The sequence below is a fragment of the Saprospiraceae bacterium genome, from assembly GCA_016709995.1.
Taxonomy (GTDB): domain Bacteria; phylum Bacteroidota; class Bacteroidia; order Chitinophagales; family Saprospiraceae; genus JADJLQ01.
On the sequence record JADJLQ010000001.1, the window covers coordinates 3255643 to 3282411 of the forward strand.

The window sequence follows — 26769 nt, forward strand, 5'->3', positions numbered from 1 at the left end:
ATCTCTTGATTAAATTTATAGAGTCAGCGCGCAATTTTGAAATACCTGATTATGATTTTAGATTGCTAGGTAAGCAATTAGATTTGGGTAGAAAAGTGGTGATAGAGATTTTAAATTGTTTTAAATAAAAATTACGACTTAGAATTTATAGTATATGTGAATGTAAATAATTGTAGCCGTTTGTGTCCATATAATGTAAAGTAATTTATTGAATATCAGATAATTATTGAAAAAAGGGCTAATACAATAAGGTATGAGCTTAAGTGGATATTAGAAAATACACGAAATAGAACATGCGTAAACGCAGATGTTGTGCTTCATTATAACAAACTTAACCAATGATAAAATTCTTTAGACAAATTAGACAAAAATTACTGGAAGAAAATGCACCTAGCAAATACCTAAAATATGCCATCGGGGAAATTGTATTGGTCGTTATAGGAATTTTGATTGCCTTTCAAATTAATAGCTGGAATGAAAACAGAAAACTCGCTTTTGCTGAAATGGAATTTCTGGAAGGCATCAAAACTGATTTAAAGAAGGACCAAGAATACCTTAACATTATTATACAACTACAAATTCCAAAGATTAAAGTATTTAATATCTTTAACACACATTTACCGGAAATCTACCATGAGAATCAAATGGCAGTGGATTCTTTATTTAAAATCTATTTTACCAGTCAACGAACATTTTATCCAATCTCTGGCTCTTTTCAGTCAGCAGTTTCAGGTAATCAAATCAATTCTTATAAAAACAAGGACATTATAAGTTCACTTATTGTGCTTTATAATACCACTTATACACGATTAATTGACAATGGTGAAATAAGCGATGAAAGATGGGATTACCTTGGTAAGAAATACAGTCATGAAAGACGAATTGGAATTAAAAAAAACATGAGTGCTTCACAGCTTTCTGAACTCTTGGATGATATGTATCACCATTTTGTGCATATGGCCTGGTATCAAAGTCAATTAATTGACACTAATCGGGAAATTGATGAAATATTAAAAAAATTGAATACCCAAATGTTATTGCAATAACGAAAGCACACACAATGTATATGCGATAATCCTCCCTAAACGGTCGAACTACGCATATACTGTCCGTTGGCAGCAATTTTAAAAAAAGACCGCGAGTTCAATAATTTAGGAAATGAAAAGAATCTTTAAATACATTTTTACATTTATTTTACTATCTATTTTATGGAGTGGTATTGCATTTTACGGCACACTGAAAGGTTGGTGGCACAAGCCTTTTACAGACAATAAGAACCCTAAACTATTTACCGAAGCCGTAAATCAACAAATAGAAAAAGAATTTGTAGGCAACTTTGCTATGGCAATAATGAAAGATGGTGCGATAGAAAATGAACTGTTTTACTCAAAAAATAAAAAAGTTGACAATAACACGATATTTCAAGTATCGTCTCTTTCAAAATTTGTATCTGCAGTAGGAATAATGAAATTGGTTGAATTAGGTAAATTAAATTTAGATACTCCTGTTAGTAAGTACCTCAAAAGATGGCAACTACCACCAAGTGAATTTGATAATGAACAGGTGACAGTAAGGGGGTTATTAAGCCACACTGCCGGTTTAACTGATGAGCTAGGCTACAATGGTTTTGAAAGCAGGGATTCTGTTCAATCACTGGAACAATCGCTTACCAATGCAAAAGACGCTGATAAAGGAACAAGCGGTATAGTAAAAGTAGGGATTGAACCCGGTTCAAAATGGAAGTACTCTGGCGGTGGGTTTACTCTTTTGCAGTTATTGGTTGAGGAAGCAAGTGGTCAATCTTACAATGATTTTATGAAAGACCGATTGTTCAAACCATTAAATATGACTATCAGTACTTATATTTTAAATGACACTTTACAAAATAGACTTTGTGAGTTTTATAATTCCGATAATACTAAAGCTCCACATTTGTATTACACATCTTTGGCTGCGACCTCTTTATATTCTTCATTATCAGATTTAGAGAAATTTTTTCAACTTTTCTTAAAAGGCAAAAACGGTGAACCTATTGGCAGAGGGCAAATAAGTCCTGAATCCTTAAAATTAATGAGAAAATCACATTGGGATATAATGGGTGAAAGAATATATGGTTTGGGCTGTATGCTATATATCGGTATTGAAAACAATGAAGACATTTTTGGACACGATGGGAAAAGTACTCCACCAATTAATACTGCAATAAGAATAAATCCAATTACTGGTGACGGGATAATTATTTTAGAAACAGGTAACCCAGATTTAGCCACAAGAATAGCAAGCGACTGGGTATTTTTGGAAACAGGAGAAACTGACACATTGCTTTTTACTATGTTACTTGGGAAAATGACCAAAATAATATTGACAGGAATACTTTTGATTAGTGTTTTAGTAATAGGGACTGAAGTATGGCGAAAGAAAAGAAAAACTGCTGCCAACAAAGTGTAGCAGCAATAAGGGTTTCTGTGGTAATTCAAGCACCCTGCCCCGCATAAACTTCGGTGTAACTTGACAGGTTTGAAGCCCTCAATCCCTCACTGTTGCTACACTAAAACGTTATGCGTCATGCTAAGACAGTTCACAACAGACATACAAAAACTAAAAATTGACAGACAGAGATGCTTGCAGAAATTTTAAAAAAATCGTTTGATATTTTGATATTAAATGCACTATCACCTTAAATTAAAAAACCTGTTAGAACAAGTACTTTGACGCCAGTTTGGCTATTCAAAACCGTCGCAAAGCATAGCCGTTTTGGAGGAGTTTCACCCCAACCACCCTATGTCCTCCCCCCGCCTAGTTAAAGTTTTACCCATTATACCAAAAGCTTCTGCTCTAACCTATTCCAAAAAAATTAAACCCTGACACACTACCTTTGCATACAATATGAGTAAAGGACCCATAGGAATATTTGACTCCGGCTACGGAGGACTGACCATCCTTAAAGAGATCACCCGGGTATTACCACAGTATGATTATATCTATCTCGGTGACAATGCCAGAGCACCTTATGGTCAACGATCATTTGAAACCATATATCAATACACTTTAGAATGTGTACAATGGTTTTTTAATCAAGGCTGTCCCCTGGTCATCCTTGCATGCAATACCGCTTCTGCCAAAGCGCTGAAAAATATCCAACATTTTGCTTTACCCCATATGGCTCCGGACAACCGGGTATTGGGTGTGATCAGACCAACCGCAGAAGTAATAGGTCACCATACTCAATCCGGGCAAATCGGTATACTGGCGACTACAGGCACAGTAGTCTCCGGATCCTATCTGATAGAGGTACACAGATCATTCCCTGAACTCCAAGTCTTTCAACAAGCATGTCCAATGTGGGTGCCTATGGTGGAAAACAATGAATATGATAATGAAGGAGCCGATTATTATATCAAAAAGTACATCGATGCCCTCAGAGCTCAATCACCAGATATAGACACGGTCCTGATGGCCTGTACCCATTACCCGCTTTTAGTACCCAAGATCAAAAAGTTTTGGCCCGAAGTGAATATCCTAAGCCAGGGTCCTATCGTCGCGCATAGCCTGGCAGATTATCTGCAAAGGCATCCGGAAATTGAGGCACGGATCGGGCAACACAGTGATTATAAGTTTTACACCACGGACTCCGAAAATGATTTTGATAGCCGGGCGAGTGTCTTTTTGGTGAAACGATTTCTGCTACCCATGCGGAGATAGATCATACGATTCATATCCCGGATTATAGTATTATAGCTTAGTTGAATACAATTGTTTGTTCTGGCGGTTTCAAATGATCAACTACTGTGGTACTCACTGAACTTTTTACTTCTAAATAGCCCGTGTAGCTCATCCATATTTTGACTAAAAGATCAAGGTGCCAACCAAGCTTATCTTTCTAAAACTGGTCCATTAGATGACAAATCACTTATTTAAAAACCACAAACCAATAGAGTAATCTTATTTTTGCTAAAAGTTAAAAAACGGAATCATTTTGAATAAGACGGATGTATTAATAATCGGATCAGGGGTAGCGGGACTTTCATCAGCGATACAGATGGCCATGCTCAGGCCGGAACTTTCAATAACCCTCCTAAGCAAAACTGTGCAATTCGAAAGCAATACAAGGTATGCCCAGGGCGGTATCGCCGCTGTCTGGGACGAGACCAAAGACAATTTTGACAAACATATCGAAGACACTCTCGATGCAGGCGATGGGCTCTGTAACAAAGAAGCTGTGTACAATGTAGTCACAGAGGGTCCTGCGCGTGTGCGTGAGATCATCGAGTGGGGTACGCATTTTGACAAGACTAAGTCAGAGGCCGATTACGACCTGGGTCGCGAAGGTGGCCATAGTGTCAATCGCATCTTGCATTATAAAGACCTCAGTGGGGCCGAAATGCAGAGAGCCCTGATTGAAAAGGCCAATTCCTTTCCCAATATTACTGTCAAAGAGCATTATTATGCCATCAACCTGATTACCCAGCATCACCTGGGATATTCCCTGACACGGGTATCACCCAATATAGAATGTTACGGCGCCTATATCTTAAATAAAGCCACCAAAGAAATAGAGACCTGGGTAGCACGGATCACCATCCTGGCCAGTGGAGGAGCCGGCCAAATCTATCGCAATACCACCAACCCTCAAATCGCGACCGGTGATGGACCAGCCATGGTCTACAGAGCCAAAGGCAGGGTGGAGAATATGGAGTTTGTACAGTTTCACCCTACAGCTTTGTATAATCCTGCCGGCGACAATCCGGATTTTCTCGTTTCAGAAGCCGTACGGGGATTTGGCGCTATTCTCAAAACCAAAGATGGCGAAGAATTTATGCAACGTTATGATCCCCGCAAATCGCTTGCTCCCAGGGACATCGTCGCACGCGCCATCGACAACGAGATGAAAGTACGGGGAGATGACTTTGTCTATCTCGATTGCAGGCACCTGGAGAAAGAAGCCTTTGTAGCCCATTTTCCCACTATCTATGATAAATGTATCAGCATCGGCATAGACCCCATGAAAGCTATGATCCCGGTGGTGCCGGCATGCCATTATATGTGTGGAGGGGTGCAAGTAGACCAGCGTGGACGAACTACCATCAACCACCTATATGCTGCAGGAGAATGCAGCAGTACCGGACTCCATGGGGCCAATCGCCTGGCATCCAATTCACTCCTTGAGGCCCTGGTATATGGTAAACGCATCGCTGAGGACATCCATGCAGTGATAGATGGCGTCGATTATCAAAATGCTATCCCTGAGTGGAATGCCAGCGGCACTACCGAACCTAAAGAGATGGTCCTCATCACACAAAGCTGGAAAGAACTCAAGGAGATCATGAGTAGCTATGTGGGTATCGTGCGATCCAATGTCCGTCTTAAGCGGGCTATGGATAGACTACATATATTATACAATGAGACTGAAGACCTCTACAATACCACTGTGCTGTCTCCCCAGCTATGTGAATTGCGCAATTTAATATCTATCGGATATTTAGTCACCCGGTCAGCCGATCTTCGCAAGGAAAGTCGTGGCCTTCATTTTACTACCGATTATCCGGAGGAACATGGATTTTTGGAGAATACTTTGTTGTAAAATCCGGTTGCTAACGGTAAAAATTCTTCCTTACTAAGTAATAATGTCCTTTTTAATCAGGATACTGCCCAAGGTAATCAGACAGATGACCAGGCCGAGAAACTCCCGCATGTTTTCAATATACGGTGTGGTCGCTTTCATCTCCGAGGCGATATTAGGCTCACCCATTTTAAAATAGTCTATCACATCGGGTATATAAAAAGCCGACCAGGCGATAGTCAATAAAAGCGCTGACCACACCAGCCAGGGATATTTCCGCTGTCTGAATTGGATAAAGCAGATAGCTGCGATCAAAAGATAATAAGGAGCCCAGATATAGGGATCAGGATCATTGTATTGTACCAGGGCAAAAAGTACAAACATCAAAGCGAGTACGAGATAAATGTATTTCATATCAATATTCTATAGTAAACGAAATATTTGGAAGGATACCTAACTGATAGTTATAGCCGACTCTTCCTGTATAGCCATCATAATAAGATGAACCGAAGTTTTGTTGATTGGTCAGATTCTGTATATCCAGTGCGAGCATGGTATTGAGATGTTTATAAAACCGTCTTCGATATACTCTCAGATCTGCTCTGAACAGTCCCTGCCGCGTGATGGAAAATGGTTCGATGGGAGCAGGAAAAAATAGCAATGGGCTATCCCTTAAGGCTCCCCCTGCCTGGAACGCGGTATACCATCCAAACAATTTTTTAAATTTTGTTTTTTGTTTTTCCCACTCACGACCAATGCTCGTATGAACAAGATATTTTTGGTCAAATCGGCTGTTATAAGTATTGCCTGCTACAGATTCATAAGTTGCATGAAACAATGCCAGGTTGGCAGTATATCGCCATAAGCCGAGATTGCCTGAGAGGTTCCCTTCCATACCGACCACTTTGCCGGTGGATTCGTCGCCCGTAACAAACAACTGTGGTGCAGGTGCTTCATTGATTAAGGAAAGTGTATTTGCTGCCCCAGGCACATTATAGTGATATTGATAATACCCCTCTATGCTCCATTGGGTATTTTTCTTTTCTCCCTGGATACTTAACTGAGCTTGCAGTGAGCGCATCAACAGATTATTATTGGACAAATAGTAAGCAAATGGAGTCGCGATTTGAGAATATTTTCCTGCACTGAATTGAATGGAATGCTGAGCGCCGAGTTTATAGGAGATCTGGGCTCTCGGATCGATCGAAGTCTCGTGAGCCACCATAGCATGCAGCCCGGTCTGGACAGAAAGCCTGCCGGATTCTATCAATAGATTGCTGTAAGGTTGGAGGGTGGTATTGTCCTGATCATTACAACAGGCAAATTCAGTCGGAATACCTCCGGCCAGGTAATTATAGGTATCCTTGTTAGCCTGAAGTTGAAATCCTGTCGTCCATACCTGGTTATCATTCAATACAGCTATCCACCTGGGGTGAAGATTCCACTTTCGTTCGTAGAGTTGATTTTCTGAGGAGGTAGATGGGCGGTCTATCAACTCCGTGTAGTGTTTGTTTTTAAGTTGAGAATACACCAGGTCCGTCATCAATCGATGATGTGCATTGATTCTGTATTCATAAAGGATGCCACCAAGAGTTTGATTGCCTTTGAATAGAATATTGCTCCATTCTTTTGGTATAGTTCTTTCAGCCAGATCTTTTTTACCCACATAGTCATTCATATTATTACCGGTGAAAAAGAAAAAATTCAAATCTTTCTTTTTGGAAGGAAACGAAGCGGAGGCCATGACATCCTGGTAGTTGATGTTTTCATCCCCAAATTGTGCTCCAAGTTGTGAAAGCAGCCCTACGGTAGAATATCTGTACCTCGTGATGAATGAAGCTCCATTTTTGGAGAGGGGCCCTTCCAGCCCAAGCTCCATCCCCAACAAGCTGATTTGAGCTTCGGTGGTCAGTTTTTCGATATTGCCATTTCTTAAGTTCAGATCGATGGCACCTGCCAAAGCATTGCCCTGCATAGCAGAGTACGGAGCTTTGTACAGATAGGTATTGTCCAGGACAGAGGCACTCACCATATTGACACCTCCTCCGCTGGGACTCGCCTGATCGCTGAAAGTACCGGCATTGCTTAGATGATTGGGATTGAGTATTTCGGTGCCGTGGATCATCCATTTGACGAAGGCAGGATTATTGCCCCTGATCACCAAATGATTGGCCCCGTCATTCATCGATGTGACCCCTGATTGACTGGTAAACAGGCGAGCGGGATCAAAAAATCCAGCAGGCAATTTTTCTGTTTCTTCCCGGGTGACCAACAGTGCATTGGAAAGAGGGTGTATAAACAGACCAGACCTTTGTTCTGTAATCACGAGCTCCGGCAGATCTGTGGAAGCTGGAGTAAGTTCAAATTTTTGAAGAATATTGGTCCTGCCGATCAGGTATCTGGCGATCTCGTTGGTACGGTAACCTTCACCTTTGATCGTAATATTATATCTGCCCGGCACAATCTGAAGTATCTCAAATCGTCCTGTGCTGTCAGTGATAGCCTCCCACACATGCCCATCCTGGCTGGTATAGACGATAGTGGCTAATGCTATAGCGCCGGAAGTATACGCTGATCGGACCTCGCCTTTTATGTTGATATTGGTCTGACCGATTAATTCCAAAAACAGCGAACCCAAAAAATATAATAAGACACCACCTTCTGCACATGGGCATAAAAATACAAGTTTATCCTGCTAGTGAGCAAAAATGAAAGATGATTCTGGTCAGCAAAGTGTTTGAACTTTCGAGGGATAATTGAAAATTGCATACCATCTATTGCTCCTTGACGCCATCGTATTCAGCGGCTTTCTCACCACCTTCAGGCCCATAAAATATCACCCAGGTACAAAAGTCATCTGTAAAATCAAAAAACTTATGTTCTACTCCGGCAGGTACAAATAAAAAATCTTTTGGTCCAAAATCGACTATTTGGTCACCATTTCGAAATCGACCACTTCCTGAAACAATGATATATACTTCATCCCTGGTATGAGGTTTTTGATCATCTACCAGGTGTGGTGCATACAGTTCAATATTCAAACTACCATGGGTAAAAAGTTTGATAAAAGGGGATGATTGCTTCGACAAAGCTGATATTGATTTATCTATAGGTAAATGCATAAATTTATGTTTTTATATAAAATGGAAACTCCAATGATGAATGCTAAGATCGAGTATCTTTAATCTTCATTTATTATTTTGATTGATATGAAAACAAATTTATCCAACAAAAGCCGAAGAGACTTTATTAAAAAATCTGCTCAGACAGCTTTTGCTATAAGCCTTCCCTCGATCGTACCTTCCAGTGTATTTGGCAAAAACGCTCCCAGCAATAGAATCAATGTAGGGGCTATCGGTACAGGTCGTATCTCACGCACACATGACATGCCTGGTGTATGGCAGTATGACTATGCCAGGATCATGGCTGTATGTGATCTGGACAATAATCGTGCCCAGGATGCTAAAAAACTGGTGAACGGTGTCTATGCAAAAAAAACAGGCAAAGATTATGATGGCGTCACCGTATATAACAATTATGAAGAGCTGTTACAAAATAAAGATGTCGATGCAGTATTGATATCTACTCCTGATCATTGGCATGCCCGGATAGCTATTGATGCCGCCAAAGCCGGCAAACATATCTATATGCAAAAACCTGCTTCGCTAACCATCGTAGAAGGTCGTAAAATGTCCAATGCCGTACAGGCCAGTAATATAAAGTTCCAGGTAGGCAGCCAACAAAGATCTTCCACGCAATTTAGATATGCAGCAGAGCTGGTACGCAACGGCCGAATTGGTCAGTTACAAAAAGTATATGTTGGGTTGCCTGGTGATCCTTCCGGCGATGAAGAGCCTGCAATGCCCGTACCTGCCGGTTTTGATTATAACAAATGGCTCGGTAGCACCCCCGAAGTGTATTACACGGAGAAGAGAGTTCATCCCCAGGTGGGATATGACCGACCGGGTTGGCTGCGTTGCGAACAGTTTGGCGCCGGCATGATCACCGGTTGGGGAGCGCACCATATTGATTCCGCTCATTGGGGCATGGGTACAGAACGTACGGGTCCTATTGAGATCTGGGGTCATGCTGACTTTCCTAAAAGCGGCCTTTGGAATGTACATGGTATCTTTCGTACCGAAGCCAAATATGCCAATGGAGTACATATGATCGTCAGCAACGAATTGCCCAATGGGATCAAGTTTGAAGGGACAGATGGTTGGATCTGGGTGACCAGAGGAAATTATCGTGCGACCGATTCTGATCCTGTCAACTCTGATGGTACCAAACCACTAGACGCGAGTGATCCAAAGCTCCTTACTTCCGTCATAGGACCTAATGAATTTCATTTTGAAGTCAGTGCAGAACATCATGGTAACTGGCTAGAAGCCATTCGCGACAATAAAAACCCTATAGCTCCGGTGGAGGAAGCCCATAGATCTTGTACCGCCTGCCTGTTAAATCATATTGCGATGAAACTTGATCGAAAGATATATTGGGATCCTGCTAAAGAAAACTTCATCTATGATGCCGAGGCCAGGGCCATGTTATCCAGAGCACAGCGAGAGCCTTTTGGAGTATAATAGGTACGTAAATTTTTACCTTGCTTTACCTCTTATTTGGGCGCAAATAGTATACAAGAATAGGATTAACACTAAAGGGTGGTAGCGAATAGTACAATTTCAGGTTTGTACCTAAATTTGTCCTATGCAAAACCCAAGAATGGATATAGTCGATGGTTTTATATCCCGCACGCTCGATAAATCCTTATGGACTCATGATGCACATCAGATCACTGCCATTTGGTTTTTGATGCACTATGAGCCAGATGATGCACTCTGCCGCATCAAATCTGGTATCATAGCGTACAATCTCGCAGTAGGAGGAGAGAATACGGGACAGAATGGATATCATGAAACCATCACCATACTCTGGTGGAGTCTGATTCACTTATTTGTCGAGCGACATAGGGAATTTTCCTACGAAGACCTGTGTGATGCTTTTTTATCATCGCCTTATAGTGCCAGGGATATTGGATTTAAATTTTACACAAAAGAAAGATTGCTTTCATCTGAAGCCAGGTCTCGCTATCTTACGCCGGATATTCAAGAAATAACGCTGTAGATGAAAAATATTATACCTGGTTTATTCCTATTCATTATTATTATGACTGCATGCTCTCCTACCAAGGAGCCGATACAAAAGCCCATCAGATTGGTTACGCTCGATCCCGGACATTTTCATGCTGCCCTGGTGCAAAAATCAATGTATCCTTCTGTGGACAGTACAGTGTATATCTATAGTGAAGGAGGTCCCGACCTGGATATGCATTTGGCCAGGATAAAAAATTACAACACGCGTGCTGATCATCCTACTCATTGGAACCTGGTGCAATATACCGGTGCTGACTATCTACAAAAAATGGCAACTGAACACAAAGGCAATGTGGTCGTACTCTCCGGTAACAATAGAATCAAACCTGAATATATCGATGCCTCTTTAAATGCCGGCATGCATGTATTTGCAGACAAACCGATGATCATCCGATATGAAGACTTTGGCAGGCTCAAATCTTCTTTCGACCTGGCAACACAACAAAATATTTTATTGTACGATATCATGACCGAGCGTTATGAGATCACTACTCAACTTCAAAGGCTGTTTTCTATGGATCAGGCTATCTTTGGTGAGCTCGTCGATGGTACTATGGACCAACCTGCTATCACCAAAGAAAGCGTTCATCATTTTTACAAGTTTGTTTCCGGTAATGTCTTGGTCAGACCAGCCTGGTTTCTGGATGTAAATCAACAGGGAGAAGGTCTTGTAGATGTGATGACCCACCTGGTAGATCTTGTACAATGGGAGTGTTTCCCGGACCAGGTCATAGATACCAATCTTATCCATATTGATCTCGCCAGGCGCTGGCCTACCATCATGTCGGCCGATCAATTTAACACGATCACCCAATCATCCACTTATCCGGAATATTTAAAAAAGGATGTTCATGCGGATAGTCTGCATGTGTATTCTAATGGAGAGATCAATTATACCATCAACGGTAAACATGCCAAAACTTCCGTGATATGGAATTACCAGGCTCCGGAGGGCACTGGAGATACCCATTATTCAATCATGCGTGGCACTAAGTGTAACCTGATGATTCGCCAGGGAAAAGAAGAGGGGTACAAACCCACCTTGTACATAGAAGCCAACGATTCAAAAGACTCATCTATCGCCATGGCTATCAATAACAAATTATCAGCTCAGAGCCAGCAATGGCCTGGTATAAACCTTGAAACCACTCCGCGAGGTTGGAAATTAAATATTCCACCTGCTATCCAGGAAGGCCATGAGGCTCATTTTGCCAGGGTTATGGAAAAGTTTTTACAGTATGTGCAAGCAGGGGATATGCCTTCCTGGGAAGTACCCAATATGATAGCAAAATATTATACCACTACTCACGCCCTCCAATTGGCTACACACTAAGGAGTAAAATAAAATAGAAAACTATTGCTTTGTTTGGTAATTTTAAGCAATTAATATAATTCACTTAGTTTTGCAGTAACTATTTTTATTCATTTTACACCTTTATGTTATGTACCAATCACTTTACCCAAACCTACGCATGAAAAAGATTGTATTTTCTTTTCTCCTTCTTGGAGTATTTACTTTAATTCACGCCCAAAAAGGCCCGACAGTTTTTGATTGTATCTATGAAACTGAAGGCATCCCAGTGATCAAAATTGAAACCAATTGGAACAAAGTGATCAATCAAAAAATGGATGAGGAATATTTACCTGGTACGATAGAGATGCCTTGTCATGGAGAAACATTAAAATTCGAAATCCGCACGCGCGCACGTGGGAATATGAGGAAGCAGGTTTGTTTTTTCCCTCCAATAAAAATTGATTTCAAAAAAGGAGCCTTGATGAAAAACAAATTGGATACTGCTACGGATAAACTAAAAGTAGTGTTCCAGTGTCGGACCGGTGATGCCAATACAGAGTTGCTAATGAGGGAGAAACTGGCTTATGAACTATACAAAATCATCAACCCTGAATATTATGTCTTTCAAAAACAAGTCAAAATAGAGTGCATCGATGAGGGTAAAGTAAAATATACCCTGGATGCCCTGATCGTCGAAGACGAAGAAAAACTTGGTGACCGATTCAATGCCAGGATAGTAGAGACCGGCAAAGTGATGTCTCCTTCTTTGGATAAGACTATTTATCAGCGCATGACTTTTTTTCAATATATGATAGGCAACACGGATTGGTCACTACCCAACCGACATAACATAGAAATGATCAAAGTCCCGGAAAATCAAAAAATCATTCCCTTGGCTTATGACTTTGATTATTCCGCTTTAGTAGGAGCCTCCTATGCGGTACCCCATGAGTCACTCCCTATAAAGAGTATCTTCGAAAGATTGTATCAGGGACATGGTGTTTCCGAAGAGGACGCTATGGCCACAGCAAAATATTTTCTTGAAAAAAAGCCACAACTTCTCCAGGCAGTGACCGATTGCCAGGGATTGGACGATAAGGCGAAAAACAATGTAAATAAATTTTTAGGGTCCTTTTTTAGCATTATTGAGAACGAAAAACAAGTAAAAAGGACCTTCGTCCAAGAGTAAGAGATTTGATTTCTCCAACCCTAAGGGAGTCGGCTGCAATTTCTCAAATTCACGCTTTCGCACTACCCAAGCCCTGATGGGTGTCTGCCGCATATTTCGTAACCTCACGCTTTCGCACTAGCCCGGCCATGAAGGGTGTTTGCAGCGCTTTGCAACGCCCCGCCCTACTCAGCCGATGGGTGTCTGCGCACCCTTCAGCACCTTTCCCTATGTGCGCCGAACTTGTTCACTAATTGATCATCATAATAGTCGGCCAGGTTCATGAGATTTTTAATTTGATGATATCCTTGTACGACATCCAGCTGCCTGTCAATCAACATAGATGAAAGTATAATCTCATTGCCGCGAAGACTTAAGCTGGATTGCTTCATCGCAAAGTTCTGGCGCAGTAGATATTCGTATAATTCCTGGATCTGGGTCCTGGGCAGGTGACAGAGCGTGGCATCGCATAAGATGAGACCACTTTGATCGTGATAGGCGATCTCTATCGTAGCACTGCCATGATTGAGCTCCCAATTATTGGGGCCTCGCCGGCAGATATTAACCGGAAATCCGAGTTTGATCAATATATCTTCGATGGTCCTTGGCAACCCGACTGCCTCATAAGGCACAGCATCTGAAGGGAATTTTATTTTGGCCCCACAGTGAATACAATAATGACTTTTGTCCGGTGATTCAAATACGATATTGGAGCAGGAGTCACATCTCGTTGCTTCCTTACCTCCGCCTGCTTTAAAGGCAGTAAGGGTGTCATCCAAATAGTTTGCAGGCAAAGAAAACCCAATACTATTTCCATTCTGCATCACGAAAGTATTCACCCCTACTACCCTGCCGGATTCATTAATCAGTGGGCCTCCACTGTTGCCGGGATTGAGGGCAGCGTCGTGTTGGATATATTGGATATCATTCTGCAGATGCATCGTATTCGATACAATCCCTTGTGTAGCAGTATATTTTAGTCCAAAAGGATGGCCTACAGCGATGACCAGGTCACCTTCATGAAGTTTTTCTGTTTTTTCTATTTCAATATGCTGATCAGACGGAGTGGAGACAGGCAATTGGATAAATGCCAGATCATATTTCTGATCCAAAAAAACTACCCTGACGATTTGTTTAGCTATCAATCTGCCTTCCACTACTATCTCCTGGTTGTCACGCACTACATGTTCGTTGGTGACGATGATATGATCATCAGGCAAGGCAAAGCCAGTACCTGTATTATAAGGAGTAGCGATCTGAACTACATAGTCTCTGTATTTTTCTATAATGCCTTTCATTTCGACTTTTGCATTTGAATTTTACGCACCTGTAGTATCAGGCTATGCACAAAATAACTTACCTGGCTATAATCCAATTGTCTTGCATCCAGTGCAAAGCCCGGGTAGACTTTTTGATGCATTTTTTCTATACGGTGCAATGCTGACTTGATAGCTGATTTGTCAGGCAAACCGGACGGCAAGGCCAATTTTTCATAATTATCTATAGAGTCAAAAAACGCTGGCTCAGTGACTCGATATACCAAAGTAAAAAGGTCCTTGATTGGATCCGGCAGGGCAAAATTAAACAAGCAGATTCCTACGGCATATTCCACTATAGCTATGGCATATTCATGATGATGATTATCGAGATACCACTGTATATTGTTGATCTCCCGATCCAATACTTCCATTACCATGGCGGTATTGCCTGGTGAGGTGACGCCAAAAGTAAAAATAGAATGGTGGAGATCTCTTATTAGTGTCTCTTCATTTTGCTGACCCATCAAACTTAAATCCTGTCGCAAGGACTTTAATTTATGGAGTTGATTTTTATTATCCTGGCTAAAATAGGATTTGTGGATTTGTTCGATCCTATCCATCATAGAACCTTCAGGCCGCACCAGGTAATCCAGTTTGTATAAAAGCGCCAAAAGAATGTAACCTCCCGCGGCAGGGTATTGCTCTATTTTGAGTTTTCCCTGGTCTACTATCTGAAGGGCTTTATTAATAGATGAATAGAAAAAATCGGTTTTTAGTTTTACTTCTGCTACAGGCAATGATTCAATCTGACCTGATCGGATGGGTTTTAAAAAACTGAACTCATCCACCAATAGATCATCTTGTTTGTCTGCATGGATCGCCAGCTCTTTGAGTGCAAAATATAGTTTATAGGGCGAGGCGTCTTCCAGCGCGGTGTCAAATAAAAGTTGGATTACCTCGTCTTCGGATAGTCCATACCTGACATATTTTAATTCGTAGTTGAGATCCAGCAATCGACGCATAAATCCAATGTGCAATTGGTCTGCATGGGCTATCTTACAGTTTACTCTTATTTGGCCATTTTTTGTTCTAACCATAATGGTCTTAGATCCTTGCAGGATATCGAAATCCAGGGCACCACTGGCTAACTTGCTTACATTATGTTCTGATGTATCCTGGATATAATTGATAAATTCTGCAATAGCATCCTGAAAGTCTCTGTTTTCAAAATGTAAAACGGCTTTGTCCCAGGCCTCGTATTGCTCAGTAGATTTATAGGCATCTGTAAATCGACCAAAATAAGCTTTGATCCCTTCGACATCCTTCACCTCCTCTTTCTTACTAAATATTTTATCCCAAAGACTCATAACTGTAGCGTAAAGTGGCACAAAATAAGGAAGTAATAGCTACCTGCTCTTCAAAAATATTTCCTTCAAGGCTTGTTCTCGTATGGCCAACTAAAAAATGACAACGACAAAATTCTCCAGATCATGTTTGCCGGAGACATTTATTATACATTTACCTTTGACTATGACAAATCAGAATTTCCGAACTGAAATCAGAATCAGTCCGGGTCATTTTAAAATCGATCATGCCAATACCTTATTGAGTATAGGGTCCTGCTTTTCCGAGCACATTCATGAGAGGCTTAAAGATGCCGGTTTTAATTCCAGGTGCAATCCAAATGGAATTGTATATAATCCGATAAGTATTGGAACTCAACTATTGGGTTTATTGAGTCAACGTATTTGGGCAGAGGAGGATATCTTATTTGATCAGGGACTGTATCATGGAATACACCATCATGGAAATTTTTCCGGAATTTCTAAAGAAGGTGTTTTGAAGAATATGAACGAAACTGCATCTACATTCAGATCCTATATCTCAAAGATGGATCGTCTGATCGTAACCTTTGGATCGGCGATCACCTATACCCATACATTGACATCGCAATTGGTCGCTAACTGCCACAAAATTCCAGCCAGTCAATTTATAAGAAAGATATTAAGCCCCGATGAAATGGTCAACGCTAGCCAGCAGTGGATAGAAGATTTTCATCGAGCCAGGCCGGAGCTACAGATACTGCTTACACTCAGTCCGGTCCGATATCTTAAAGAAGGATTCACTGACAACACGCTGAGCAAAGCCAGTTTATATCTCATGATTCAAACCCTCTGCAGTCAATATGATTTTGTACATTATTTTCCTTCCTATGAAATCCTGCTTGACGATCTTAGAGATTATCGGTTTTACAAAGATGACATGATCCATCCTGGCGATCAGGCGATCAATTATATCTGGAATAAATTTTCACGATCCTATTTTGAAGAAGATACCTTGTTGATTAATGAAAAAATAGAAAAGTTACACAGAGCAAGGTTACACAGGCCTCATCACCAGGATTCAGCCGATCATTTAAGATTTAAAATAAAGTTAGAAGAAGAGATCAATCTATTTAAACAAAAATACCCCTGGATCGAATGGTGATCAAGTTTCCTCAGCCTAAATAAATTTAACAAAAAACCCACACATATTTTTTGGGTAAAAAAAATATGGTGGGCTTTAATATAAAAAGACTCACTCTAAATTTCTATGTTCTGATGTGACGCAAGGCTCAAAAATAGTCAGAAGAATATCTAATCACTCACCCAAGTAGGGGGAAAGAAGATCGTTTTCTTATTAATAAAAAGTTAATCTATGCTTTTAATACTACAAACCATATCTAACCCATCATTCATATTACCCTATTACTTCAAAGCTGGTTTCAGATATCATAACCTTCGTTTAAGTCAAAGGTTACAGGGCATGACTAGAAGAATTTATTTTTTCCTCAGATAGACATTGCCATATTTTGACTCAAAACTGTATTTAGGACCTTTACCTGGTCGAGCCATGAGCTCTGTATGAAAGTCTCTCTGGACTAAACCATCACCTTTAAATTTGATATCCAGGTTAGAATAGATCTGACCATAATCTGTGGTGGCATACAACTCTCCTACCTGGGTTGTATTGATCGCAGCATCTACTCCGCCGTAAGTGGATGTTGCAGTCAATTCCATTGATTGTTGCAGATCTTTGAGCTCCACGATACCATACACGGATACGATGTCGGTCGCCATACCTTTTGGTACTTTAATATCGAGCACGATATCCACATCATGTCCCCACGAAGTCATATCAAAACCAACGCCATGATCTTTTTTATATTTCTCAAACTCCTGCTTGTTTTTGAAAACTATTTTTTCGCCATTGTGTTTTACCGTGATACGTTGAGGCAGATCTTTGATATTAGGTATTTCCCCTTTTATATTGACTTCCCGGCCACTTGAATTAGAGGTGAGTTTAAAAGCTTCGTCGTTTTCCCCTCCATTGATACTGACAGTACCTGTGATGAGCACTTCATTTTTATCCCAGCTGGAGACTTTGATGAGCTGAGGATAATCAAAGTGAAGATTCACTTTTTGGCCTGAGGCTACAGGGATAGATTTGTTGATTTGAGTTTGAGCAAGGCTCATCAGCCCCCATCCCATGGTGACCAGGAGATATAGATATTTCATTACAAATTGATTTGGATGATGAAAAAATTAATCTATAGACTTAGATTACAAAATTTAAAATAAGGGTGTTCAAATCTACTCTATGAAAAGTATGGTTATTTTTTGCGAAGGTAGATTTTGCTGTAATCAGATCTTAAGTCAAGTTTAAGACCTCCACCATTGATCTTGCCCAGCACTTTATTAGCGCTCATATTGACCATGTCAGAGTCCTTGTCGGTAGTACGATCTAGTTCTATTTTAAATTCCGGAGCGACATACATTTCTCCATAGGATGTCTTCATATTCAGATCGGCTTTGAGGCTAGCAGGCAAGGTAACATCTACGGTGCTGTATATGGAAATAAGAGAGATTGGGCCTTTCACATTGGTAGAGAACTCTGCATCGATGCTGCTGTATATGGTTTTGACAGTGGCAGGTCCGGTGATGTTTTCCAATTCAATACTATTATAGGTTGCTGAAATCTCCAGCTCATTTTCCAAATTTTTAAACTTTGCCTCATGTCCATATTGTGACTCATATTCGTAGGAGATGATCACACCTTTGGGTACCAGGATTTTTATACCCGGGGATTTAGTTTTTTGCAATTGATTGACTACGACGGCACTCCCGGAATTATTCACATTGATGCCAAGGCCTGTGTTGTCCTGCAGGCCTGAACCATTGATCGCCACCAAACCTGCAGCGCGCTCGTCTTTGTTGTCATGTCCATCCCTGGAAGTAAAAATGATTTCACTTCCGGTGGTCCCTTCGACCGATACATTGCCTATATGCAGCTCCAGCCTGCCGGAACTTTTTTGGACTTTGTACTCCTGGCTAAACAGATGCAAGGAAGATATGGCTAAACAAAAAGCCAGGATTAATCTACTATTTTTCATGGGTTGATTTAATTTTTAATGATTGTGATAAATGAATGTTTTTTAATCGATATTTATTTAAGTTAACTTGAATATGCCTTTGTATGCTTCGTCTTTGACCGCTTTGATCAGATCTTCTTGACGCGTGAGTGTCTCCAACTCATCTACGATGACCGTTTCTTTCTTTTGTACCAGCATTTGTATGAGTGCGATCTGTACTACCGGGTCTTCCTGGTGGGTGAGAGATTGTATCAAAGCCGATCTCACTGAAGGAAGATGATAATATTTGCCCAGCGCTTCCAGTGCAGCTACCCGCACGTTAGAGCTAGGGTCGGTATTCATGGTCTTGATGAGTACCTGCAGGATTTCCAGGTCGGGAGTGGTAAGGTCTTGTGACGCATAGATCCCGCTCATCCGCTGACTGGCAGAATTTTGATTATTAAGATTGTCCATCACGAGGTCTTTGGTGGCCTGCAGTTCCACCTTTATTTTAGTCAGCTCCTGCTTTTGTTGATTCAATTTGCTGATCGTCATTGCACCTCCATATCCGACCAGGAGGATGGCCAGGCCGGCAGCAATCCTATACCAATTCAGTCTTTTTAGTTTTGTCTTCTTGATATCTGTCTCATAGTGGTCCAGCCAATGCTCGAAGCGGGCTGTCATTCTATCCGACGGTATCGTGTCAAGGTTGCTGTTCATGAGTGTATCTGCCTGTTTTAATTGGTTGTATTGAGTCTCCATCTCCTTATTGGTTTCGATCCAATGTTTGATTTCCAGGTTTTCCTTTTCACTCAAAGTGCCATCGATATATTGGACCAATTTTTCGAGGATATGATCTTGTTCTATATTCATATTGATTCTATTTGAAAGTATTGAGTTCTGAGTTTATCCATGGCTCTGTATACTTTTACTTTAATATTCGATTCAGTAGTTCCTAATAATGCCGCAACTTCTATATATTTCATCTTTTGAAACCTGGTCAGGATCAAGACCTCCCTATCTTGTTCCGGCAGTGCTGCAAGGGCCGTATGCAGTTTCTGTTCTGCCTCATCCGGACTGGGTTGGTGATCAGGCAGCTCCGCTGCTTTGATGAGCTCTTCTTCACTTCCTTTGCGCATGCGATTTTGAAGTTTGGTGTGATCCAGAAATACATTTTTAGCAATTCTGTACACCCACCCTTCAAAATTTTGATCCAGTTCAAAACTTTTTCTGTAGAGGATCAATTTTTCAAAAACATTCTGTGTAAGATCTTCAGCGAGGTGATAGTCGCCTGCCATCTTACCCAGGTACAGATATATCCTTCGATGATACCGTTGGAACAATAATGAAGCTTGTGAAAGATCACCCTCTTTAACTTTTTGCATTAGTAGTCCGTCAGTCATCCTCCGCTATTTTGGCCGCTTATGAATTATATACAGGAAATTAACATAAAGGTTACAGCCAGGATAAAATATTTTTGAAGAATCTGAGTACATGGTGACTATGCCTTGTCAAAGTTCATTCGTAATTTTTTTTAATAAAATTTTAATAAGAGGCCGGTAGCTTAAAAATTAAATAAGAAAGGTATCCCCTAAAGTCCTTGCAGCACTAGTACTTTGAGCACGACAATGTTTTTATTTTTTAACCTTTACCTTTCCGGTCTGCCTTAAATTTTGTCGTCAATAAACCTGTTTTCATCCAATACACTTGACAGGTAAGCAACCTTTATAGTAACATTGTCTCATTATTATAAATTGACTCACCTAAATAGTACAATTTCCGGATTGGGTAAAAATCCAGGATGTTGTACTCTCCCGAAGACTCCTTTATTTTTTTGATTGATGGCAGTGATCCTGTACGCCTTCGGATCTAGACCGCTGTGTGTATAATCTACTGCTATCGTCCCACGCATTGAATCTTGTGTTCGATGCATGGACTAGGAATTATTATAAAAATTTTAAAAAACTAATTTAAATCGAATTTATTATGATGAAGTATCTTTTAATCCTTACGATGGCCGCGGTGAATACCGGGCTGATGGCTGCTGACATACCTGTACATATCAATGCCGCCAATAAATGGATCATCGTCGAAAAAGCAAAGTGGAATTCACCTTCAATAGATGTTTTGATCCGGGAAAATAGTGGAGCTGTTCTGATCCATGAAAGCATCGGTCAAACCACAAAGTACAATCTCAAAAATGTACCCGATGGTGAGTATATCCTCGAAGTAGAAAATGATCAAAAGATAAGAATTCAGACCATGTCTTTACATGATGGCATCTTACAGAGCAAAGCGATCTCTACGATCTACAAGCCAAACATTAAGGTGAACAACCAGTTTCTGGATATGAATCTCATGACCCAAGGCAAGTCGGCCGAAATTATGATCAAAAACGAAGAAGGAAAGGTCATGATTACTGAGAAAATCGAAAATGAAGTGAGTGTCACCAGGAGATTTAATATCAAAAAATTAGATCATGGCAATTATTACCTGGAGGTGCACATGGCAGGACAAACCTTTATAAACGACTTTGAGAAGTAATAGCTGTATAATGACCTTTAGAACTTGATTGGTAGTTTAAAAAAGCCCCGAAGCATCGAGCACTTCGGGGCTTTTGCTTTTAAAGTTGCCTGAGTGATTAGTTCTTTTTCCTGGAGACTTTTGTTTTAGTCCTACTGGCTTTTACCTTGCCTTCTTTGCCGGCAACAGTGGTCGTGGACCTGGTAGATTTCACCTTGCGTCGATTGTTTTCTCCGGATACCGTGGTATTTGTTTTGGTAGCCGTATTCCCACGTTTGCCGGTCACACTGGTCGTCGTCTTGGTGGCATGCATTTCTTTATTGCCTTTGGAAGTGTTGATATTGGTTTTGGTGCGATTGACTCTATAGTTATTGACAGCAGTATGATTACGGGTCCTCACGGTGACTGAAGTGACTCTCACAGGGCTATATACCCGATGGGCCACAGTCATACGATGCATGGGCGCCACCACGTATCCTGCATGATATCTCACTCTAAATGGATGGTACACAGACCAGGCCAGGGGTCTCCAAGGTCTATACCAGGTAGGATAAAAAGCCCAGCGGAAAGGGGACACCCAGGGTCGGTAGACCGGGGCATATACATATCTCACAGAAGGCCATAACCACACATTGACGACGACGATATCTTCATCAAAATCATTGAGGCTGGGGCCTTTTTTAATCTTATTGGCATCCTCCGAGCCGTCTCCCGGTTCGATAATGGTGCTTTCACCAAAGATGTCTTCATCACCGATGATCTGAAGCATCGCTGATTCTTTGCCGCTTTTTTCTATTTCGATGACAGCGATGTCCTGGTTTTCTGTAGCAGATACCACTACCTGCAGGACCAGGGCATGTGCATCCCCATCCATATTGTCTATGACCCGGATATAATCTACTTCGCCATCATCATTGAGGTCCAGGTTATTGACATGATTGTCGTCTTGATTGAGCATTTTCTCAAAATCTTCAGGACTGGACGCTTTTTTAAACATTTCCAGAGCACCTTCCAGGCTAAATTGGTCGCCGGGCAGGCCGGCAGGTTCGTCTGACTGGCCTTTCATCCATGGGGATAGAGCCAGGATCAGACTTAGGGTTAAGATTAAATTTTTCATAAGATGTATGATTTTATCAAGTTAATTATAGTTTATGGCTTTTAATATCGAAGTATATTCTGCTTAGATGCCATGATAGCGATTAGGTTTAACTGTCGTACAAAGTTATTTACTTGCTAATCGGAATGTCTTACCCTTGAGGGTGGTTTTTTTGATAACTTCGTCCGGATATTTTTTATAAAAGCCGAGATAGCTCAGCTGGTAGAGCAGCTGATTCGTAATCAGCAGGTCGTGGGTTCAAGTCCCATTCTCGGCTCTGAGTTTTGGTTTCTACTTCGCAAGTTCAAATATGCTAAAGGTTTTGAGGATAAAAACCAATTAGAGCATTGATTCGACTGGAGCTATGAAATCGAAATGGACAGCTTTGGCCGTTGGGCTCCTTTTGGGGTATATTATATAGCTTTGCTCTATACCACTACTACCTGGATTGGGTCTTAATTCTTAATCTTCTCTTTAAATTTATTTACTGTCAATATTTCTGTTCTACCGTAAACTCTTATCGCTAACAAGTCGCTGTCGCCAGTTACTAAATAATTTGCTTTACTCTCTTTGCATAAGGCTAGTAGAAAATCGTCTTTAGGGTCACGACATATTTTTTCAATTTTTTTAATCTTGATTTTATCCGATACTATGTCGAGTAAAGAAATTAACTCATTTACTTTTTCCTGGTTAAAGTATTTTTGGAGCTTTGGTCGTGCTGTAACGAATTTAATTTCATTGACTAACAGGTCAGTCATGACTAGTCTTATTTTCTCTGTAACAATTATGTCTTTAAGATTTTGGAGTTCCTTGCCAATTAAAAAGCTAATCCAAAGATTCGTGTCAATAATTACCTTACTTGGCTTTTGACTTGACATACAATTTAGTTCTTACGATTTCTACTTCCGTATCAATCGTTTCTTGGTCCAGGTCGTCAGTTTTGAATGCCTTCAATAAGGCGGACAGTTTAGCATCAATAATCTCTCTCTCAAGTTCTTTTGAAAGTCGTATTTTTTCCTTCCTGGGTAATTGTCTTACTAAGTCCAAAATCTGGTCAAAACCCAAGTCAATATTATAGGTCCCTGTTTTCATAATTTCAAATTTAACCATTTCTCATCACTTTTTGGTCGTCCTACCGTCTGGCGCACAACGATTATATTTTTGCAGTGGAGGAAACAGAAAGGTTTAAAAATGAAGCCTGGCAGTGTAGCGAAATGTTAAGCTCCACCATATGATGATAAACAAAAAGACTTGGTTTGAGTGTAATCACATGTGAAAGCCTTGACGGTTTCACTCCCACCTACTTGCCATACTTCGCTTTAAAAAAGCTTTTATAAGATTCTACATCCTTGGTGGCATATAACTTCCGATAATTCGATTGGGAGATGGCGAATACTTCATTATTGATCTCGGGAGCGATAAATTGTTTGCTATTATTTTTTACCGTCTCATAATACCGGATTGCTTTAGAGGCATTGTCAAATTTCCTGATCATGATGATGGGGATGGTAGCATCCTGATCCAGGAAAATATTGGATATCTTCAGATCGTCGTTTTGAAAATACTTTTGATTGAAGTCAGAGATCGATATTTTTAGATCAGACAAGGTGGCGGCTTTTCTGTCATAGACGATCGCGATCACGTAATGCAATTCATCTTCCAGGTATTCAAAGGCATTGGGATCCGTATTGACTTTTAATATATCAGGCGTTTCAAAAGCTTTTTCATCACCCATCAGGTAGCGGAGCATGTCTTTGGCTTTGTCCCTTTCGGCAGATTGAGGATAGCGGGCGATAAAATCCTTAAGCGCCAGCTGATAAGCTTCTTTTCCCTGCGTTTTACCGGTGCAAAGCACTTCTACCATGGCAAATTTGGCCCGAAGGGGGTTTTCCTTAAACAGACTATCTACCTGGTGGATCCGGCCCATGGCTTCGCCACATTCTCCGGAATTAAAAATACGATAGGTCTCATCGTAGTATTTATTGAGTTGTGCGATTTTGTCTTCAGTGGTTTCTATAAAATCAGGATGTAACAGGGATTGTGCATACTTGCTGCCGGGATACTCTGTGATGATCCGCTCTTTGTATTTAGTAGCCCTGATCTGGTCACCATGTTGCATGCTGGCGAGATAGAGCTGGTACAGTACATCCTGTTCGATAGAGGAAGCCGGATATTTTTGCAGCAATTCTTCCAGAACAGCGATAGACTTAGGATAGTTCTCCAGTTTTTCGCGATACAATACACCCAGCGCGTACATGCTGTTGCGTATTTTCTCGTGTGCCTGATCTTTTAGCTCCGGGGTATTGGGGATGTCTTTTAGTACAGAGGCGAGGTCCTCGCTGGCATCAGCAGTTTCCTGGTTGGGTTTGTTAGGATCCTGGGCATTATTGTCGACAAAACTGTTTTGTATTTTTTGGCTTATCCTCCAGTTATCCTGCAATTTGATATTACCCCAGGTATTTTCAAAATCTTTGATTCCTTTTTTCAGCGCTTTTTCATCATATGCAAAGAAAGTGCTTTTGGCAGGATTGATATCGATATTGCCGCGGGACAATGCACTTGCGTCAAACTGCCTGCTGGGAGGGGTGAGTCCAACTTTTACATTAAGATTTTTTTCACGCTCTTTTAAAAGTTTTCTCGCCCATTGTTTTTGATCTTTTTCAGGCCAGGTACTGACTAAAAGCAGGCTGTCCTGTACCTCTATGATGGATATATGCTGGGCAATATCAGTCAGCGACGCACTGTATTTCATCACCTCGGGTCTTCTAAGATCTTTTTCGCCCATGACAGAGAGCGTGCTGTCATAATAATTTTTTGCTTTGAGATAGACCTCGTCATCATTGTATAAAGTTGCGAGGAGATAAAAGCTCTCCGTTTTTTGAGTAGCGCTGCCTCCATGGGAAAGTCCGGTTACCAGGTATTCTTTGGCTTGATCCCGCTGACCATCTGCCAGGGTCACCAATGCCATGGTATGATAGATGGCGGTGCCGTAATCCGTATTTTTATCGTCTTTGGTGAGTCTTTTTAATTCATCCAACAATTGATCTTTGCTTTTTTTGCCTGCGGCCATTCCTTTTTGGGCACTGTTCAATTTTGCAAAAAACTCAAGCTCATAATTTGGACTTAGTTTGGATACTTTCTCAAAAGCATCATAGGCCGCTACATCGTTCTTCTGAATGCTATAGAGCTGCCCCAATACAAACGCCAGCCTGGCTTTTCGGCGATTGGGGACCTCTCTGAGCGCTAAAGCCTCTTCGAGGTAAGGGATAGCATCTTCATATTCTTCTGCTCTGATATGATTGTATGCCTGCAGGATCGGGATCTCCGGTTGCAGTTCTTTGTAAAGCGCCGGATCAGATTTTAGTTGATGGAGTATGATGCCTGCAGCTATACTGTTTTTGCGCATGATATAAGTCTTGGCCAGCCACATTTGAGCATCTTGCAAAACTGGTCTGTGTTTGCCTTTTTGTTTAGGTGCCTTGGTTTTTTCTGGGACATCTTCTGGTTTTGGCTTCTCCTCCTTTTTCGAAGTTTTGGCGATCGTCGCGCTGGAATCCCGACCATTGACGGCAGGCTTTGGTGTAGTCTTAGATGTAGCAGGCGCAGGTCGCTTGATACCTTTTTTACGATCTTTGATGAGCTGTTTTCTCGCTTTTGCTTTTTCTTTATTTTCCTGATCCCTGGTCTTGAGTTTTGCTTTCCGTTCTTTGTCCTGCGTCTTTTTGAGCTTTTCTTTATCCTTTTGAGCAGTTTCTCTTTTTTCTATTTGCTCCTGGACGCGGACAGCCCGGTCTTTGGCCGCTTGAGCCTTAGAGTCTGTTTTGGGACTTTCATGCAGTTTATTATAATTCTGAGTCATGAATTTGAAAGTCTCCTCTGCCGTCTCGTAATCCTTTTTGTAATACTGTGCCTGCCCGATGAGCAAGTAGCTGTCGCCTACCCAATGGCTGGGTCGATGCAGGTTGATCACCGTACTAGCTTTTTTGATGGCGATGTCCAGGTTGGCAGAAGCGTCACTGGCATCTTCTATGCCATTGTATTTATATAATTCAAGGACATTGGTGTAATTGTCTACATATCGGGTATCCAGCGCTTCGGCTGATTGATCCAATAATTCTTTAGCATTAAAATAGCCGTTATATTTGGCCGTTAGATTATGATAAAACAATCCCGTTTTGGAAACATCATTCCTGCTTTTCTGTACTGAGCATGCCCCCAGTATAAAAACCAGTATGATTAAAAAACTACGGGAAACAGCGTTTAGATTCATCGAAATGCATTATTTGTTGGCCTATTATAAACCGATAAAATGCAAATTTATTTTAT

24 protein-coding genes and 1 tRNA gene are annotated in these 26769 nt (G+C 41.0%); 11 read left to right on the forward strand and 14 right to left on the reverse strand.

Annotated features, from left to right (window positions below):
- Positions 1-338 precede the first annotated feature (338 nt).
- The 4 genes from IPJ09_13875 (at position 339) to nadB (ending at position 5581) form a co-directional block, all read left to right on the forward strand.
- The gene (locus IPJ09_13875; GenBank protein ID MBK7372500.1) at positions 339-1046 is read left to right on the forward strand and encodes a hypothetical protein; all 708 of its coding nucleotides are present in this window, start codon (positions 339-341) and stop codon (positions 1044-1046) included.
- A gap of 112 nt (positions 1047-1158) precedes the next feature.
- Positions 1159-2448, forward strand: a complete 1290-nt coding sequence (locus IPJ09_13880) for a beta-lactamase family protein (GenBank protein ID MBK7372501.1) — start codon at positions 1159-1161, stop codon at positions 2446-2448.
- Positions 2449-2886: 438 nt separating this feature from the next.
- Complete coding sequence (gene murI, locus IPJ09_13885) at positions 2887-3702, forward strand: glutamate racemase (GenBank protein MBK7372502.1); 816 nt, start codon at positions 2887-2889, stop codon at positions 3700-3702.
- 274 nt (positions 3703-3976) lie between these two features.
- Positions 3977-5581 (forward strand): L-aspartate oxidase, encoded by a 1605-nt coding sequence (nadB, locus tag IPJ09_13890; GenBank protein MBK7372503.1) that lies wholly within the window; start codon positions 3977-3979, stop codon positions 5579-5581.
- A gap of 33 nt (positions 5582-5614) precedes the next feature.
- On the opposite strand, the gene IPJ09_13895 is transcribed toward nadB, so the two are convergent.
- From IPJ09_13895 to IPJ09_13905, 3 genes are all read right to left on the reverse strand, one after another.
- Positions 5615-5974 (reverse strand): transmembrane 220 family protein, encoded by a 360-nt coding sequence (locus IPJ09_13895; GenBank protein MBK7372504.1) that lies wholly within the window; start codon positions 5972-5974, stop codon positions 5615-5617.
- Between the two features lies 1 nt (position 5975).
- Positions 5976-8183 (reverse strand): TonB-dependent receptor, encoded by a 2208-nt coding sequence (locus tag IPJ09_13900; protein MBK7372505.1) that lies wholly within the window; start codon positions 8181-8183, stop codon positions 5976-5978.
- Between the two features lie 151 nt (positions 8184-8334).
- Positions 8335-8682 (reverse strand): cupin domain-containing protein, encoded by a 348-nt coding sequence (locus IPJ09_13905; protein MBK7372506.1) that lies wholly within the window; start codon positions 8680-8682, stop codon positions 8335-8337.
- An 87-nt stretch (positions 8683-8769) separates the two neighbouring features.
- Between IPJ09_13905 and IPJ09_13910 the strand changes: the two genes are divergently transcribed.
- From IPJ09_13910 to IPJ09_13925, 4 genes are all read left to right on the forward strand, one after another.
- Complete coding sequence (locus IPJ09_13910; protein ID MBK7372507.1) at positions 8770-10143, forward strand: Gfo/Idh/MocA family oxidoreductase; 1374 nt, start codon at positions 8770-8772, stop codon at positions 10141-10143.
- Between the two features lie 124 nt (positions 10144-10267).
- Positions 10268-10684 carry a hypothetical protein gene (locus IPJ09_13915; protein MBK7372508.1) on the forward strand — a complete coding sequence of 139 codons (417 nt, stop codon included), beginning with the start codon at positions 10268-10270 and terminating at the stop codon, positions 10682-10684.
- Complete coding sequence (locus IPJ09_13920) at positions 10685-12046, forward strand: oxidoreductase (GenBank protein ID MBK7372509.1); 1362 nt, start codon at positions 10685-10687, stop codon at positions 12044-12046.
- A gap of 139 nt (positions 12047-12185) precedes the next feature.
- Positions 12186-13196 (forward strand): hypothetical protein, encoded by a 1011-nt coding sequence (locus IPJ09_13925; protein MBK7372510.1) that lies wholly within the window; start codon positions 12186-12188, stop codon positions 13194-13196.
- Between the two features lie 194 nt (positions 13197-13390).
- Here the strand turns inward: IPJ09_13925 and IPJ09_13930 are convergent, their stop codons facing one another.
- Positions 13391-14473 (reverse strand): trypsin-like peptidase domain-containing protein, encoded by a 1083-nt coding sequence (locus tag IPJ09_13930; GenBank protein MBK7372511.1) that lies wholly within the window; start codon positions 14471-14473, stop codon positions 13391-13393.
- On the reverse strand, positions 14470-15801 hold the full coding sequence (locus IPJ09_13935; GenBank protein MBK7372512.1) for a hypothetical protein: 1332 nt from the start codon (positions 15799-15801) through the stop codon (positions 14470-14472). Before IPJ09_13935 ends, IPJ09_13930 begins: the two co-directional genes overlap by 4 nt.
- A 163-nt stretch (positions 15802-15964) precedes the next feature.
- On the opposite strand from IPJ09_13935, the gene IPJ09_13940 reads away from it, so the two are divergent.
- Positions 15965-16921, forward strand: a complete 957-nt coding sequence (locus tag IPJ09_13940; protein MBK7372513.1) for a GSCFA domain-containing protein — start codon at positions 15965-15967, stop codon at positions 16919-16921.
- A 332-nt stretch (positions 16922-17253) separates the two neighbouring features.
- Here IPJ09_13940 and IPJ09_13945 read toward each other — a convergent pair whose 3' ends face one another.
- The 5 genes from IPJ09_13945 to IPJ09_13965 all read right to left on the reverse strand — a co-directional run bounded on the left by IPJ09_13945 (position 17254) and on the right by IPJ09_13965 (position 20757).
- Positions 17254-17991: a hypothetical protein gene (locus IPJ09_13945; GenBank protein ID MBK7372514.1), complete on the reverse strand. Its 738-nt coding sequence runs from the start codon at positions 17989-17991 to the stop codon at positions 17254-17256.
- A gap of 95 nt (positions 17992-18086) precedes the next feature.
- Positions 18087-18866 carry a hypothetical protein gene (locus IPJ09_13950; GenBank protein MBK7372515.1) on the reverse strand — a complete coding sequence of 260 codons (780 nt, stop codon included), beginning with the start codon at positions 18864-18866 and terminating at the stop codon, positions 18087-18089.
- 57 nt (positions 18867-18923) lie between these two features.
- Entirely contained in the window at positions 18924-19697 is a 774-nt protein-coding gene (locus tag IPJ09_13955; GenBank protein ID MBK7372516.1) for a HEAT repeat domain-containing protein, read from the reverse strand.
- A complete protein-coding gene (locus IPJ09_13960; GenBank protein MBK7372517.1) occupies positions 19694-20227 on the reverse strand; it encodes an RNA polymerase sigma factor in 534 nt (177 codons plus the stop codon). The genes IPJ09_13955 and IPJ09_13960 overlap by 4 nt, the downstream gene beginning before the upstream one ends.
- Before the next feature lie 356 nt (positions 20228-20583).
- Entirely contained in the window at positions 20584-20757 is a 174-nt protein-coding gene (locus tag IPJ09_13965; protein ID MBK7372518.1) for a hypothetical protein, read from the reverse strand.
- Positions 20758-20810: 53 nt separating this feature from the next.
- Between IPJ09_13965 and IPJ09_13970 the strand changes: the two genes are divergently transcribed.
- Positions 20811-21368 (forward strand): DUF3244 domain-containing protein, encoded by a 558-nt coding sequence (locus IPJ09_13970; protein ID MBK7372519.1) that lies wholly within the window; start codon positions 20811-20813, stop codon positions 21366-21368.
- A 97-nt stretch (positions 21369-21465) separates the two neighbouring features.
- Here IPJ09_13970 and IPJ09_13975 read toward each other — a convergent pair whose 3' ends face one another.
- Positions 21466-22464 (reverse strand): hypothetical protein, encoded by a 999-nt coding sequence (locus IPJ09_13975; GenBank protein MBK7372520.1) that lies wholly within the window; start codon positions 22462-22464, stop codon positions 21466-21468.
- Between the two features lie 183 nt (positions 22465-22647).
- Here IPJ09_13975 and IPJ09_13980 point away from each other — a divergent pair.
- A tRNA-Thr gene (locus IPJ09_13980) sits at positions 22648-22720 on the forward strand.
- Between the two features lie 178 nt (positions 22721-22898).
- Here IPJ09_13980 and IPJ09_13985 read toward each other — a convergent pair.
- The 3 genes from IPJ09_13985 to IPJ09_13995 all read right to left on the reverse strand — a co-directional run bounded on the left by IPJ09_13985 (position 22899) and on the right by IPJ09_13995 (position 26713).
- Positions 22899-23321 carry a putative toxin-antitoxin system toxin component, PIN family gene (locus IPJ09_13985; GenBank protein ID MBK7372521.1) on the reverse strand — a complete coding sequence of 141 codons (423 nt, stop codon included), beginning with the start codon at positions 23319-23321 and terminating at the stop codon, positions 22899-22901.
- Positions 23299-23535, reverse strand: coding sequence for a hypothetical protein (locus IPJ09_13990; protein ID MBK7372522.1), 237 nt, complete (start codon positions 23533-23535; stop codon positions 23299-23301). Before IPJ09_13990 ends, IPJ09_13985 begins: the two co-directional genes overlap by 23 nt.
- Before the next feature lie 208 nt (positions 23536-23743).
- On the reverse strand, positions 23744-26713 hold the full coding sequence (locus IPJ09_13995) for a tetratricopeptide repeat protein (GenBank protein ID MBK7372523.1): 2970 nt from the start codon (positions 26711-26713) through the stop codon (positions 23744-23746).
- Between the last annotated feature and the right edge of the window lie 56 nt (positions 26714-26769).